Source organism: Williamsia sp. Y712, from assembly GCF_059445525.1.
Map to the genome: position 1 here is coordinate 715,452 of NZ_JCAIUN010000001.1, position 15,069 is coordinate 730,520.

Consider the following 15,069-nt stretch of genomic DNA (forward strand, 5'->3'; position numbering starts at 1 on the left):
GCCGCCTTCCTCAGGCGGGATCCTCGTGTGTCATGGCCTTGTAGCTGCGCGCACCTGCACGGTCCACGGCCGCGCGCACCAGTCCGAAGATCAGCCCCTGCAGCGCGGCAGCGACAAGCACTTCGGTGTTGCTCCTGCTCAGATCCTTGGGGTCAGGGACCTTCGAGTCGTGGCCCAGACGTTTCCACACCTGTCCGAAGGCAGCGGAGGCAGCCAACCCACCGAGCACGCCGGTAGCGATCGACAGTGGCTTGTACATGGCTTTGGACTTGACGCTCATTTGCTTCCCTTGTTCGAACGCGGATCAGACGACCAGAGAGTACCGATCTGCGCGAAGGTTGAAACCTTTCCGCGATCTAACGTTTCAGGAGGTCGGTGATGGCGCAGACCACCTCGGCGGGAGACTGTTCGGCCATGAAGTGGCCGAAGTCCCGGAGGCGGTGATCGAGATCGGTCGCCCAGCTCTTCCAGATCTGCTCGCCGTCGAAACCCATCTGCGTGCCCCAATCCTGCTGAATGACGCTGATGGGCATGGTCAGTGTCAGACCTGCGGCGCGGTCCTGCTGGTCGTGTTCGATATCGATGCCTGCTGACGCGCGATAGTCGGCGACGATCGAATCGATGGCGTCGGCACTTGCCTGCAGGTACCGCGCCCGGATATCGGCGGGAATCACCTGTCCATCAGCGCCCCAGGCATCGAGGAAGTAGCCGAAGAAGGTGTCGGCACTGCCCCGGATCATCGCCTCGGGCAACCCGGCCGGTTGAGCCATGAGATAGAGGTGGAAGCCGACCGCGGCGGACACCCCGTGCATGACGTCCCACATGTCCAGCGTGGGCAGGACATCGAGGCTGCCCAGATGGGTGATGCGGTCGGGGTGATCGAGTCCGGCGCGGATCGCCACGAGTGCGCCGCGGTCGTGGCCGACGAGTGCGAACTTGTCGAAGCCGAAATGTGCGGCCAGCGCGATGACGTCGTCTGCCATCGTCCGCTTGCTGTAAACGTCAGGACTCGTCTCTGCCGGCTTGTCGCTGTCCCCGTAGCCACGCAGGTCAGGAACGATCACGGTGTGGTTGTCGGCCAGCGCAGGGGCGACGTGACGCCAGCACAGATGGGTCTGCGGGAATCCGTGCAGTAGGACAACAGGTGAGCCCTGACCTGCGACGGCGGCGTTCAAGGAGACATCGGGTGCGACCTGGACGCGGTGGTATTCGAATCCGTCGATGGATGGTGTGGTCATGGCGATCGGGTCTCCTACAGTTGAGTGGTGATGTCGTTCGGATCGAGTCTGTGCGGAGCGGATGAGTAACCGATGAGTCCTCGCGGTGATCTACCCGCAACCGCCGCGGAGATGGTCTGCGTCCTGGGGTTTGTCGGTGGGCGCACGCCGACCGGTGAACGGATCGAGCTCGGCGGCCGCCGTCAGGCGCAGCTCTTGGCCCGGCTGGTGGCCGCGCGGGGCGCCGCGGTGTCCGTTGATGATCTGGCCGCGACGTTGTGGCAGGCGGAGAGCCCGCGGGACCCCGTCGCCGCGATCCGCACCTTCGTTGCCGACATCCGCCGCCGACTCGAACCGCAGCGGCCCCGCGGAGTGCCGTCGGCTTTTGTGGTGACCTCGGGCCGCTTCTATCGGCTCGACCACTCGGCACGAGTCGACGCATGGGAGTTCGCCGAGCTCGCCGCATCGGTGGATTCGATGCCATGGGCGCAGCGGCTCAGCAGGCTTCCCGACGCTCTGACCGACTTGTGGGGTGGGGCGCCGTTCGCCGGGCACCGTGATCTACCGGGGGTTGGAGCAGAGTACGCTCGGCTCGTCGAACTACACGCCCGGACAGTGGAGGCACTCGCCCAGGCGCAGATCCATTCAGGCCGAGGTGATCTCGCCATCTCCGAGTTGCAGTCGCATGTCGACCGACACCCGAGTCGGCAAAGCGCGTGGATTCTTCTGGCGTCGGCCCTGCACTCCGCCGGGCGCACAGAAGACGGACTCGCGGTGCTGAACCGCGCACGCACACGTTTGGCGGACGAGTTCGGTCTGGACCCATCGGTGGAATTGGATCGGGTGCGCCGGGAGCTTCTGCAGAGTGATGGTCTTCCCGAAGAGACCGGGAGACCGTGGCAGTCTTCGGCGACCGCGTTCATGCCCACAGGCAGCCGATCCCGGGTGCTCAGCTCCGCGGTCCTGCTGCGCGACCTGGCACTGAGTGGTGCGGACGGATTGGTGACCGCCCAAACGGAACGCTCAACGGGTGCAACGGAACTCACGGCGCGCGACGATCCCCGCCTGGCCGCGGACTTTCTCACCCACCTCGAGATCCCGGGTATCTGGACCATCTCCGACGATCCGGCGCGATCAGCCCGGATCGTCGCCGCCTCCCGCAGGTGTCTCGAACTCCTCGACGGCGAACTGTCTCCCGCGCAACGCGCCCGACTACTGGCCCTCATCGGCATCGAATCACGCGGTACCCGTGGACCGGCCGGTTCCGAGGCCGCGGACCGGGCGGTCGCGATGGCGCGCGACCTCCGCGATCCCACCGTGCTGTGCATCGCGCTCAACGCCGAGTTTCTACAGTCGTTCCATACCTTGGACTCCATCGAGCAGCGCCAAGCGATCGGCGGCGAACTCATCGCGCTCGCTGCCGACCACGACCTGCCGACCTATCAGATCCTCGGACATTTGATCTGCCTCCAAACAAGCGCCAGTACAGTCGATTTCGACCGAGGAGATCACCACGCAACCACCGTGGACCGGCTCGGCGAATACCACGAGCGCAGCCTCGCGGGGTTCTTCACCACCTGGTACCGTGCGATTCGCGCGGATATGACCGACGGTCCACCTGCCGAGATCCGGCAACGCTACGCCACAGCGCTCTCCCTGCTGCCCTCCTGCGGAATGCCCGGCATCACACGTGGGCTGGCCCCGTTGATCGCGCTGGTCCATGCCCTACGAACCGGGTCGGGTCTCCACACGTTCGACGACGTCGACTTCGGGCCCAACATGCCGTGGACGACCCCCATCACGGCTGATGCCGCCGGCGATCACCGACGCGCGTTGACATCGCTTCAGCAGGCACCGGCACCACCTCCCGATCACCTCGCGACCACACGGTGGGCGCTCCTGTCGATCGCAGCACATCGGTTGGGCGACACCACAACCGCGGCATCTGCGGACGGTCGGATCCGGCACCTGTCTCATCCCATCGGATCCGAGACCGGAATGTTCACCCTCGGTGACACCGCACATCTACCCGTCGTCATGCCACCGGCGTGAGCGATCCCGACGGGATCGCGAGCTGGACCCGCCAGGTGGGGAAACGGGTGGTTCACGATCGCACCGGCGCCGCACGATGAACAAACAGCAAGCCCAAACAGAAGGTCGCCAGACCGAACAGTGTCACCCCCGCGCCCAACGCCCCGGTCGATCCGTAGTCCATCCCACGCATCACAGCAATCGAACCGATCAGTGCGCCAAGACCGTTGGACGCGTTGAACGATGCACTGGTGAGGGCGGTGGCCAGTAGTTGGGCCCGCCCGGCCGCACGCATGACGTGCACGATGAAGCCGAGTCCGGTAGGTGGGCCGAGCAGGCCCACCAGGAAGATGAGCAGGAACAGCGCCAACGACGTGCGCGTCACCAGAGTGATCCCAACCAGTAGGCCGATCGTCACCAGATTCCCCACGACAATCACCCTGATCGCCCCGGATTCGATGATGCGTCCGGCAACGAGGCCGCCGAGCACCGAACCGAGTCCCCACAGCAGCATCGCCACCGGTACCGAACCCTCCGACAAGTTCGCGGAGTCGGTGACCAGCGGCGCGATGTAGGCGTACATGACGAAGACGCCACTCGAGGTCAGGAGCGCGCCCACCGCGCCGAAGACCACCTGGGACCGCCGCAGTGCGCTGAACTCCGCACGCACATTGAGGGTCTTGTCACCGGGGGACATCGGTACAAACGCCCAGATCGCCGCGGCGGCAACCAGGCTCAGCACAAAGATCGCCAGAAAGGGAACCCGCCAGTTCGTGACCTGCCCGAGCCAGGTGCCGGCCGGGACCGCGGTGATGGACGACAGTGTCAGGCCCAACCCAACGTATGCGACCGCCCTCCCCTGCCGGATCGGTGCCACCAACGTCGATGCCAGCACTTGTGCGGCTCCGAAGTACGCGGCGTGTGGCAGCCCGGCCAGGAACCGCGCCACGTGCAAGGTCTCGAAGTTCGTGGCCAGAGCGGTCAGCAGGTTGCCCACGCCGAGGGCAAGGACCAATCCGATGGTCAGTGTCCGACGCGGCAGATGGGTTGTCGCCGCGACGATCAGGGGAACACCGACCAGAACTCCGCAGGCATAGGTGGTGATGATGCGCCCGGTCTCGGCGACCGAGCGGTCCATCGAGGCTGCGATTTCTGGGAGCAGCCCCATGGTGATGAACTCCGTCATACCGATGACGAAGGTTCCGGCGGCCAATGCCGCTGTGGCCAGACCGATTCGGGTGCGATCCCCCGGGATCGCGGACTTCTCGATCGTCATGTCGGGCTCAGGAGAGCGCCCAGCGCCACCGGTATTTCACTGACTCTTGGTGCACTGAAACGTGATTCGTGCTCCCCGGCCCCAGGTTTCCCTTTCATCAGCTAAAGATACTGGCGCAGTGCACATATCGCCATCCGAGAGCGATTCCGGTCAGATGGTCATCGCCTCACGGACGCCGGCTTCGGCGTCGGCGCCACCTGCGCCGGATGAGGTGATTCGACCGCCTTCGAGGATGTAGTACCGATCGGCGGCTTCGAGCGCAAATCCGATCTGCTGCTCCACCAACAGAACTCCCATGTCACCGCGTTGGGTGAGGGCGGTGATGGTGTTCTCGATCTCGGCGACAACCGACGGCTGGATGCCCTCGGTGGGTTCGTCGAGGATCAGCATCTTCGGTTCCGTGATCAGGGCTCGCGCGATGGCCAACTGCTGGCGCTGACCACCTGAGAGCAGTCCGGCTCGGCGGGTCAGGAGTTCTGTCAGTGCGGGGAACAAGTCCAATGCCTCGGCGACGAGCTCTTTGCCGCGCTTGCGGCCGTCGGCGACAACCTGAAGATTCTCTGCGGTGGTCAGGTAGCCGAAGCTCTGTTGGCCCTGTGGGACATAGGCCAATCCCCGGGCCACCCGTGCACTCGGACGCATCGAGGTGATGTCGGTGCCGTTGAACTTCACGGTGCCCTTGGTGACCTTCAACAGGCCGACCGCTGCACGCAGCAGGGTGGTCTTGCCCGCCCCGTTGTGCCCCATCACCGCTGCGACACCGTCGGTGGGTACTTCGATACTGGCGCCGTGGACGACCTCGGTGCGGCCGTAACCGGTACGGACATCGATCAATTCGAGCATCAGAGTGCCCCTTCGGATTCTGCGGCGGCGGCGACTTCTTCGATCTCGGTGCCGCCGGCCGCGGTACCGAGATAGACCTCCTGGACTTGCGGGTTGGCCTGAACGTCGGCGACAGAGCCTTCGGCGATGACCTTGCCGCGGGCGAGCACGGTCACCGAGGTGGCGAACGAGCGCATGAACTCCATGTCGTGTTCGACCACCACCACGGTGCGCTGTCCACCGATGCGGCGCAACAGTTGTCCGGTCTCTTCGCGTTCCTCGTGACTCATGCCGGCGACCGGCTCATCGAGAAGGAGCACAGATGCGTTCTGTACCAGCAACATCCCGATCTCGAGCCACTGCTTCTGCCCGTGGGCAAGAATCCCGGCGGGGGAGTCCTTGAGGTGCTGCAAGCCGATCGTCTCGAGTGCTTCTTCGATCTCGGGCAGAATCCCGGACCGCCGACGCAGTAGGGTCAGTGGACCACGTCCGGCGCCGGCGGCGATGTCGAGGTTCTGTAGGACGGTGAGCTCTTCGAAGACGCTGGCGGTCTGGAAGGTTCGGCCAACACCCAGGCGGGCGATGCGGTGCACCTTCTTGCCGACCAGCTCGACACCGGACTTCTGGATGGATCCGGTCGCGGGGACCAAGCCGGTGATGGCGTCGATGACGGTGGTCTTGCCTGCGCCGTTGGGGCCGATGAGAAACCGTAGATCACCCTGCAGCAAAGTCAGATCCACGTCACTGACGGCCTTGAAGCCGTCGAAGCTGACCGATAGGCCACGGACCTGGAGGTAGTCGCTCGACATACCGGCGTTGCCGCCGAGTTCGGGTTCTTTCTCCACAACCGGGGTTTCATTTGCGCTCATGAGGAAGCTCCCACTGGTGTCACGTCCGCCTTGTCTGGATCGGGATCAGATTCGGGTGGCTCGGATTCGGCCTTCTTGCGACGCCACTTGGCGAGGGCACCGAGCCCGGCCAATCCGGCGGGGAAGAAGCCGACCACGACGATGAAGAGCAGACCCTGGGCGTAGACCCAGCCGGACGGGAAGTTCTCCGACAGGTTGGTCTGAGCCCACGCAACACCGATGGCGCCCAGGACCGGACCGAGCAGTGTGGTGCGCCCACCGATGGCGACACCGATCAGGAATGCGATCGACGGCACGATACCGACGTCCGCGGGCGAGATGATGCCGACGATCGGAACGAACAGTGCGCCGGCGATACTCGCGAACAGTGCGGCGACGGTGTACGCCACGAGCTTGATGTTGGCGGGGTCGTAGCCGAGGAAACGGACGCGCTCTTCCTGGTCGCGGACGGCAACCAGCAGTTCGCCGTAGCGGCTGTACATCAGCTGGCGGGTCAGTGCGACAACGATCAGCAATGTTGCTGCGGCGATGAAGAACAGGAGTCGCTTGTTGGCCGGATCATTCAGTGCCAGACCGAAGAAGCTACGGAAACGGTTGAGCCCGTTGCTGCCGCCGGTGCTCTGCTGGCCGATGAGCAGGATGGCGAACGCGGCCGCGAGAGCCTGCGACAGGATGGCGAAGTACGCGCCCTTGACGCGGCGTTTGAAGATTCCCAGGCCGAGGATCAGTGCCACACCGGCCGGGATGAACAGGATGCCCAGAATCGTGACGACCGGTGAGGCGAACGGCTGCCAATACGCGGGCAGTTCGGTCTTGCCTGCGATCTGCATGAAGTCGGGAACGTCGTCACCTCGGAGCTCGGCGTCCGAGATCTTGAGGTGCATGGCCATGATATAGGCGCCAAGGCCGAAGAACACACCTTGGCCCAGGACGAGCATTCCGCCACGGCCCCAGGCCAATCCGATACCCACGGCCACGATGCCGAAGCAGAGGAACTTGCCGAGCAGGTTGAGCCGGAAGTCGCTCAGTATGGCGGGGGCGACGGCAAAGAGGATGACTGCGGCGATCGCAAAGCCGGAGTAAGCCTGCCAGCGTGAGGATAAGAACTGTTTCATACCAGGCTCCTCGTCTTGACGGTGAACAGTCCCTGCGGCCGGATCTGCAGGAAGACCACTATGAGGACGAAGACGATCACCTTGGCCACCGAGGCGGTGGTGTTGTATTCGATGAATGAATTGAGCAGACCGAGCGACACGGCCGCGATGACTGCGCCCTTGATCTGTCCGAGGCCGCCGATCACAACCACCAGGAAGGCGTCGATCAGGTAGGTGGTTCCGGTGTTGGAGCTGGTGGAGCCGATCAGTGTCAGTGCCACACCGGCGATGCCTGCCAGGCCTGAACCGATGAAGAAGGTGGTGATATCTGTTTTGCGACTTGATATCCCGCTTGTCTCTGCGAGTTCGCGGTGCTGCACCACAGCCCGGATCCGCCGGCCCATGGGTGTGTACTTCATGGTTGCCGCCAGAGCCACCACACAGACGACGGCGAGGATCATGATGAAGATGCGGCTCTTCGGCACGACTGCGCCGAAGATGTCGACACCACCGCTGAGCCATTCCGGGCCGACCACGTTCACTGCCGGTGCGCCGAAGATGTCGCGGGCAGCCTGTTGCAGGACCAGGCCAACACCGAATGTGACCAGCAGGGTGTCGAGCGGCCGGTGATACATGCGCTGGATGAGTGTGACTTCGAGGAGTACACCCATCAGCCCGCCGACGAGGAAGCCGACAAAGAGTGAAACGATCAGGGAGACATTGGTATTGGCCACCACGTGTTCCTGCACCACGTAGGCGGTGTACGAACCGGTCATGATGAACGCACCATGAGCCATGTTGATGACGCCCATCTGACCAAAGGTCAGTGAGAGTCCCAATGCTGCGAGTAGCAGGATCGACCCCAGACTGAGTCCGGTAAACGTCTGTCCTATCAGCACATCCACGAGGGCTGTTCCTTCCCGATCACTTTTTGCCGGCTTCCGTCGTCGCTGTCGAGCTGAACTACTTGGCGCTCAGGCCCTCGGCCCAGGGGTACCCCTCGAGGTACGGATCGGGTTCGATGGGTGCCGGTGACTCCCAGATCGTGTAAATCAGACCGTCGGAACGGATCTCACCGATACGTGCGGTCTTGGTGATGTGGTTGTTCTCGCCGTCGATGGTGACCGGGCCCTCGGGTGCGTCGAAGGTGACGCCGCCTGCGGCTTCCTGAATAGCTGCCACCTCAAAAGAATTCGCCTTCTCGACGGTGTTCTTCCACAGGTAGACCGAGACGTACGCGGCTTCCATCGGATCAGAGGTGGGCTTGTTGGCGCCGTACTTCGCCTTGTATGCGGCGACAAACGCGTTGTTCACCGGGGTGTCGATGGTCTGGTAGTAGTTCCAGGCCGTCAACTGGCCGTCGATGTTCTGTACACCGATTCCGCCGACCTCTTCCTCGGCGATCGAGACAGAGACGACCGGCATGTCCGCGGCGGTCAGGCCGACGTTGTTGTACTCACGGAAGAACGCCACGTTGGAGTCGCCGTTGAGGGTGTTGAAGACGGCGTCGGCGTCGGCGGAGCGAACCTTGTTGACGATTGTCGAGAAGTCGGTGGAGCCCAGCGGCGTGTAGTCCTCGCCCTTGATCTCCATGCCGTTGGCTTCTGCGTAGGCCTTGATGATGCGGTTGGCCGTCTGCGGGAAGACGTAGTCGCTGCCGACGAGGTAGAGGGACTTGACGCCCTTTTCCTTCAGGTAGTCCAGCGCCGGGACGATCTGCTGGTTGGTGGTGGCGCCGGTGTAGAAGATGTTTGGCGAGGACTCGAGGCCCTCATACTGCACCGGGTAGTAGAGCAGCGCGTTGTTGTCTTCGAAGACCGGGAGCATCGCTTTGCGGCTCGAGGAGGTCCAGCCACCGAAAACCGTTGCAACACAGTCGCTACTGATCAGCTTCTCGGCCTTTTCGGCAAAGATTGTCGGCTCAGAGGCGCCGTCTTCACCGACGAGCTGGATCTGTTTGCCCAGCACACCGCCGGAGGCGTTGATCTCATCGACCGCCAGAGCGATCGAATCACGAACGGTGACTTCGGAAATCGCCATGGTGCCGGACAGCGAGTTGAGAGAGCCGACCTTGATTGTGCTGCCAGAGGTGTCGACACACGAAGTGGCCGAGGTGGTGGACTCATCACTGGCCGAGCTGCCACAGGCACTGAGGGCGAGGGCAACTGCTGCGAGTGCGGCAGGGGCGACGAGGGCGGACCGGCGGAACCGGGACCTCTGGGAAACAGCATCGGATTGCGGCATAGCGGCCTTTCACTTGTGTTGCGTTGCACGAGAATTTGCACCGAAAGAGGAGGTCTGCAAGCAGCGCTCCGACCCAGAACTGCGCGTATACGGTTCCGTGTACCTGCATAAAAATAGGTAGGGTTTGTTTCATCGAGGTGTCTTGACGTGACAAACCGATTTCCGATTTACGAAATTTGCGCGTCTTCGGTGCTGAGAGCCGTTGATGTGATGTGAGTCACCACGCATTTGGCGTGTGGAATGCGCTGTGCTGTAGATGCTTTGCGAAAGCAGCTAGCAGGCAATTGTTTTCGGCTTATCTCTGTAGCCAAGCTAAGTAATTCGCGATGCGTCGGACACAAAGAAGCCCACCCGCAACCAGGTGCGGGTGGGCTTCAGATCGGGGTGATCAGGCGGCGGCGGTCGCGCCTTCGGAGATCGGCTCGAGTGCCTGGGCAACTATCTGTGCCACATCGGTCATCGGGAGCACAGTCAGTGCTTCGAGAACTTCGGTCGGCACGTCGTCGAGATCGGGCTCGTTGCGTTGCGGGATGAATACGGTGCTCATTCCCGAGCGGGCCGCAGCGAGAAGCTTTTGCTTCACCCCGCCAATCGGCAGGACCCGGCCGTTGAGTGTGACCTCACCGGTCATCGCGACGTCTGCGCGAACATTGCGGCCCGTTGCCATCGACACGAGCGCCGTCACCATCGTGACACCCGCGGACGGTCCGTCCTTGGGAGTGGCACCTGCCGGCACGTGTACATGGATGCTCCGTTCCAGTGCCTCCGGATCGATGCCGAACTCGGCTGCGTGCGAACGGACGTAGCTCAGCGCGATCTGTGCGGACTCCTTCATCACGTCGCCCAGTTGTCCGGTGAGCACGAGACCTTCACCGTCGGTGGATCCGGCCTCTATATAGAGGACGTCACCGCCGAGGCCGGTGACCGCGAGTCCGGTCGCCACACCGGGCACCGCGGTGCGTTCCTCGGCGTCCGGGGTGAACCGGGGTCGTCCGAGGTACCCGACCAAATCGGGCTCATCCACCAGCACCTTGTCGGTGTTGCCCGCGGCGGTGAGTTCCGTCGTCACTTTGCGGAGCAGCTTGGCGAGGAGACGCTCGAACTGGCGGACTCCCGGTTCCCGGGTGTAGTCGGCCGCGATCTTGCGGAGCGCGGCGTCGGTGACCTCCACCTCGTCGCCGGTGATGGCGGCGCGGTCCTGCTGCCGGGGCAGCAGGTAGTCACGCGCGATGACCACCTTGTCGTCCTCGGTGTAGCCGTCGATGGTCACGAGTTCCATCCGGTCGAGCAGCGCCGACGGGATCTGTTCGATGACGTTGGCCGTGGCCAGGAACACCACGTCGGACAGGTCGAGGTCCAGGTCGAGGTAGTGGTCACGGAACGTGTGGTTCTGCGCCGGATCGAGCACCTCGAGCAGGGCCGCGCTGGGGTCGCCACGGTAGTCGGCGCCGACCTTGTCGATTTCATCCAGCAGTACAACGGGATTCATCGATCCCGCCTCACCGATGGCCCGGACGATACGGCCCGGCAGTGCGCCGACGTAGGTGCGCCGGTGGCCGCGGATCTCGGCCTCGTCGCGGACGCCACCGAGGGCGACACGAACGAACTTGCGGCCCAGCGCCCGTGCCACACTCTCACCAAGCGACGTCTTGCCGACCCCGGGAGGTCCGGCCAACACCATCACGGCTCCGGAACCGCGGCCGCCGACGACCTGCAAGCCACGTTCGGTCCGGCGGGCCCGTACCGCGAGGTACTCGACGATGCGGTCTTTCACGTCGTCCAGACCGTGGTGATCGGCGTCGAGAACCGCCCGAGCGCCCTTGATATCGGTGGAATCAGTGGTGGTGACGTTCCAGGGTAGATCGAGGACGGTATCCAACCACGTTCGGATCCAACCTGATTCGGGACTCTGGTCGCTGGCTCGTTCGAGTTTGCCGACTTCGCGCATCGCGGCTTCGCGGACGTTGTCGGGCAATTCTGCCGATTCGACACGGGCGCGGTAATCGTCGCTGCCGTCCGGCTCATCCTCGCCGAGTTCCTTGCGGATGGCGGCCAGTTGCTGACGCAGCAGGAATTCCTTCTGGGTCTTCTCCATGCCGTCGCGGACGTCGCCGGCGATCTTGTCGTTGACCTCTACCTCGGCCAGGTGGTCGCGGGTCCAGGTGATGAGGGTACGCAGGCGGCTCCCCACGTCGGGGGTCTCCAGCAGTTCACGCTTCTGGACGTCGGTCAGATACGACGCGTAGCCCGCGGTGTCGGCGAGCGCCGACGGATCGGTCAGCTTGTTGACCGAGTCGATGACCTGCCAGGCCTCGCGGCGCTGCAGCATCGCGAGCACCAGTTGTTTGTATTCGGTGGCCAGTTCACGGACGTCGTCGGTGACGTCGGGTTCGTCAACAGGCTCTACCTCGACCCAGAGCGCAGCGCCGGGGCCGGTGGTGCCCGAGCCGATGTGCGCGCGGGATTCACCTCTCAGCACGGCGCCCGATCGGCCGTCGGCCATCCGGCCGAGCTGGACGATCGAGGCAACGACACCGTAGGCGGGATAGCGGTCGTCCAGGCGTGGGGCGACCAGTAGTTTGCCGGCGTAGTGGTCGAGCTCCGGCTTCGCGTTCGTCTCCGGATCACTGGCTTTCGCAGCGTCGACCGCAGCTCGAGCGGCGTCATCCAGCTCGACCGGCACGACCATCCCAGGCAGGAGAACGGGCTCGGTCAGGAACAACACCGGCAAGCGATTGAGTTCGGACATGTGACCTCCAAAGTTAAGTTCATAGGGCTCAACTTCGAATTCAGGAGCGTTGTTCCCGCAGGTATCGGTGTTCATCGACAGCAGAATCCGGCGTCGCCGAGAACTTGTGGGCGAACAGCCTCCTCATCCACCGTGAAGTGCTGTCTCCCAGCGACCTCGACCCCGGGCCGGGCTCAGTGCCGTTCGATCGGCATGTAGTCAATCGCACCGATTCGCGCATCGGGGAACAGCGCCGCGATTGTGGTCGCGACGTTGCCGCTGTGACCGTCGAGATAGTAGACGGTCCCGTTCTTGTAGAGGGCGTTGAAGAAGTGCCCGGTGTCGAGTGCCTTGCCATCGACGCCCAGCCAATCGACATAGACAACCCCCTGAGCGCCCTCGCCGCGGGCCGCGAGGTTCGCGGCGACCTTGGGCTCGGTACTGGGGTCGAACGAACCGTCGTACTGGTCACCGATGCTCTCCTTGTACCGGATGCCGTCGGAGCGGGGTGTGGAGCCCAGACGCAGATTGCCGCCTGCGCGGGCGTGGGCATCGGGGTTCGTCCCGTTCAGCCGGGCTTCGATGGCCTCGATGACGTGACCGCAGTTGTTCGTCGACTTCGTGGGATTCACCCCGTCGATCTGGGCCGCGAGGGCCAGTCGAGTGGCATCGACGGCGGCCTTGCGAGCCTGGTTGGCGTTGTACTCGGCGACCCGGGCCTCGAGTCGCTCGGTTTTGTGGTCGCCCGCCTGCCGTGCCGCCGCGGCGTTCTCCGCCGCCTCCGCCGCGCGTCGGGCATGATCCGCACTTTCCTTGGTCAGGCGGTTGATCGTTCGTCCCGCGGAGGCGACAACCTCTGAGGCCGGGGTGGAGTTGGTGCCGGCCCTGCCGATCACCGCGCTCACCTCACCTGCGGCAGCAGCGATCTGGTCGAGCGACCGGCGGGCGGTCGTCGCCTGGGCCTGTGCGCTTCTCGCGGAGTATTCGACCGGTGCCGGGGTATCGGATAGGTCGAACCGACCGTGCACGTCGCGTTCGGGTGCGGATGTCTTCGGCGATGTCGTCGGTTTCGGGGGTTCGATGACGTCGCCGAGGTCGGTGTTGGCGTCGGTGTCGTGGGGTGCGGGGCGGGTGGTGGTTCGTTTGTCGCCGGGGGTGGTTGGTGTGGGGCCGGCCGGTTTCGGGGGTTCGATGACGTCGCCCAGATCGGTGACGGCGTCGGCGTCGTGGGGTGCGGGCCGCGTCACGGTCTTGTTGTCGCCGGGAGCGGTCGGGCCGTCGTTGTCTCTACTGCTGCCGCCTGCCCCACTGCCGCGTCCACCTGCTGATGCCGGAACCGGCGCCGGCTGGGTTCCGTCCGGGGTGTCGGACAGGTCGAACCGCTCGTGCACGCTCGGTTTGGGTGCAGCCGGCTTGGGTGCCGGTACCGGCAGGCCTTCCGGTGCTGCGGTGGCGGATGGAACAGCTTTGGGTTGGCCGATGGCTTCCGGTGCCGCGGCAGGTTGCCTGGCACCGTATTGCTGGTCGGCGGTCAGACCCACTGCCACAATGAGATTGGCGGTCGCATCGAGGAACTGTTGCTGTCGTTGTTCGTCGGTGAGCGTGGTGTCGTTCTGGATCTTCACCAATGTCGCCGTCATCCCGGACAGTTGGGCAGCGGTCGCGACGAGGCCCACCTGGTTGAGGAAGTCGCGCACCGCGGGCACGCTCGCCGATCCGATTCCCGCCACACCGGCGATACCCCCGGCTATCTGGGCGATCACGGCCGGATCGCTGAAGATCTCTCCCCAGGACTTCCCTTGGCCACGCATCACGCCGATACCGTCAGCTGTCATCCGGATGCCGCCGCCGACCTGGGTCAGCATCAGGAATTGTGCTGCCACGCTTCCACCCTGCGCTGCCTTGGCGATTCCGCCGCCGAAAGCCAGTCCGCCGGCGACCTTTCCGCCGAAGCGCCCGAGTTCGTCATCGCTGACGAGTGTGTGGTCGATGCCTGTGGCCGAGGTGAAGCCGCCCTTGATCGTGTTGTAGCGCTGGGTGTTCCACTCGACCAGCCCGGGATGGACGCCGACCAGGCCGGCGCCCATGTCGATCAAACCCAGCAGGGAGTCGGCCGCACCCTCGAAGATGCCGATGACGGCCAGCCCCACCCGCTTGCCGACATACGACCACACCGACTGCCCCATGAAGATCCGGTGCGCCTTGATCTCGATGTCCGTGTACTTGCCCGCCTCGCGCGTCCACATCCCGGCGAGTAACAAATTGCCGCGGGAGTAATGGTTGGCTGCCCGCCCGAGCAGCTCCATCGACTCGGCGTACATCTCTTTGACTTCTTCGAACGGGTATTCCTTGAGTACCGTCTTGGCGTCCTCCGGGATCGCCTTCATCTGGTAGCGCAACCGACGACCGAGCGCCGCGCGTTCGGCTTCAAACGCGGTGGCGTCCACCATCTTCTTCTTCCGCGCGATGCGGTCATAGACCGGGAACATCGGGGCCGCGCCGGCCTCCCCGGACTGGGCATTGGCGGGGGTGGACGTCTGTGGGCCACCGGTTCCGGTGATCGCGTTCGTCACCGCCGCGTTGCCGGCCTCGCGTTGCAGGCTCAGAAGTGCCGCACCCGATTGCGTTGGGGCAGAGAGGGATCGGGTTCGAGGCGGCGTTGACTCGAAGCGTGTATCCGGTGTGCGGTCTGAGTACATGGTCCGCTCGACGATAACCGCGCCGAGGCCGCCAGGTAAGGGATGTGGTCAAACCTCGCGCGAACGGGCACCGCTTCGTTCCCGAACGG

Annotated in this window: 11 protein-coding genes; 1 reads left to right on the top strand and 10 read right to left on the bottom strand. The window is 64.2% G+C overall.

The window, feature by feature from the left end:
- Positions 1–10 precede the first annotated feature (10 nt).
- Both AC1D75_RS03485 and AC1D75_RS03490 read right to left on the bottom strand, forming a co-directional pair.
- A complete protein-coding gene (locus AC1D75_RS03485; RefSeq protein ID WP_495513913.1) occupies positions 11–280 on the bottom strand; it encodes a DUF4235 domain-containing protein in 270 nt (89 codons plus the stop codon).
- Positions 281–356: 76 nt separating this feature from the next.
- Positions 357–1,238 (bottom strand): alpha/beta fold hydrolase, encoded by an 882-nt coding sequence (locus AC1D75_RS03490; RefSeq protein ID WP_495513914.1) that lies wholly within the window; start codon positions 1,236–1,238, stop codon positions 357–359.
- A 72-nt stretch (positions 1,239–1,310) separates the two neighbouring features.
- Here AC1D75_RS03490 and AC1D75_RS03495 point away from each other — a divergent pair, with 72 nt between their 5' ends.
- Positions 1,311–3,269, top strand: a complete 1,959-nt coding sequence (locus AC1D75_RS03495) for an AfsR/SARP family transcriptional regulator (protein ID WP_495513915.1) — start codon at positions 1,311–1,313, stop codon at positions 3,267–3,269.
- Positions 3,270–3,321: 52 nt separating this feature from the next.
- Here AC1D75_RS03495 and AC1D75_RS03500 read toward each other — a convergent pair whose 3' ends face one another.
- From AC1D75_RS03500 to AC1D75_RS03535, 8 genes are all read right to left on the bottom strand, one after another.
- Entirely contained in the window at positions 3,322–4,524 is a 1,203-nt protein-coding gene (locus AC1D75_RS03500; RefSeq protein WP_495513916.1) for an MFS transporter, read from the bottom strand.
- A 150-nt stretch (positions 4,525–4,674) separates the two neighbouring features.
- Complete coding sequence (gene urtE, locus AC1D75_RS03505; protein WP_482136485.1) at positions 4,675–5,367, bottom strand: urea ABC transporter ATP-binding subunit UrtE; 693 nt, start codon at positions 5,365–5,367, stop codon at positions 4,675–4,677.
- Positions 5,367–6,215 (bottom strand): urea ABC transporter ATP-binding protein UrtD, encoded by an 849-nt coding sequence (gene urtD, locus AC1D75_RS03510; protein ID WP_495513917.1) that lies wholly within the window; start codon positions 6,213–6,215, stop codon positions 5,367–5,369. The genes urtE and urtD overlap by 1 nt, the downstream gene beginning before the upstream one ends.
- On the bottom strand, positions 6,212–7,330 hold the full coding sequence (gene urtC, locus AC1D75_RS03515; RefSeq protein WP_495513918.1) for an urea ABC transporter permease subunit UrtC: 1,119 nt from the start codon (positions 7,328–7,330) through the stop codon (positions 6,212–6,214). The genes urtD and urtC overlap by 4 nt, the downstream gene beginning before the upstream one ends.
- Positions 7,327–8,214, bottom strand: coding sequence for an urea ABC transporter permease subunit UrtB (gene urtB / locus AC1D75_RS03520; RefSeq protein WP_495513919.1), 888 nt, complete (start codon positions 8,212–8,214; stop codon positions 7,327–7,329). The genes urtC and urtB overlap by 4 nt, the downstream gene beginning before the upstream one ends.
- Positions 8,215–8,272: 58 nt before the next feature.
- A complete protein-coding gene (gene urtA / locus AC1D75_RS03525; protein WP_495513920.1) occupies positions 8,273–9,553 on the bottom strand; it encodes an urea ABC transporter substrate-binding protein in 1,281 nt (426 codons plus the stop codon).
- Between the two features lie 388 nt (positions 9,554–9,941).
- Positions 9,942–12,302: an endopeptidase La gene (lon, locus tag AC1D75_RS03530; protein WP_495513921.1), complete on the bottom strand. Its 2,361-nt coding sequence runs from the start codon at positions 12,300–12,302 to the stop codon at positions 9,942–9,944.
- 173 nt (positions 12,303–12,475) lie between these two features.
- On the bottom strand, positions 12,476–14,854 hold the full coding sequence (locus AC1D75_RS03535) for a toxin glutamine deamidase domain-containing protein (protein WP_495513922.1): 2,379 nt from the start codon (positions 14,852–14,854) through the stop codon (positions 12,476–12,478).
- Positions 14,855–15,069 lie beyond the last annotated feature (215 nt).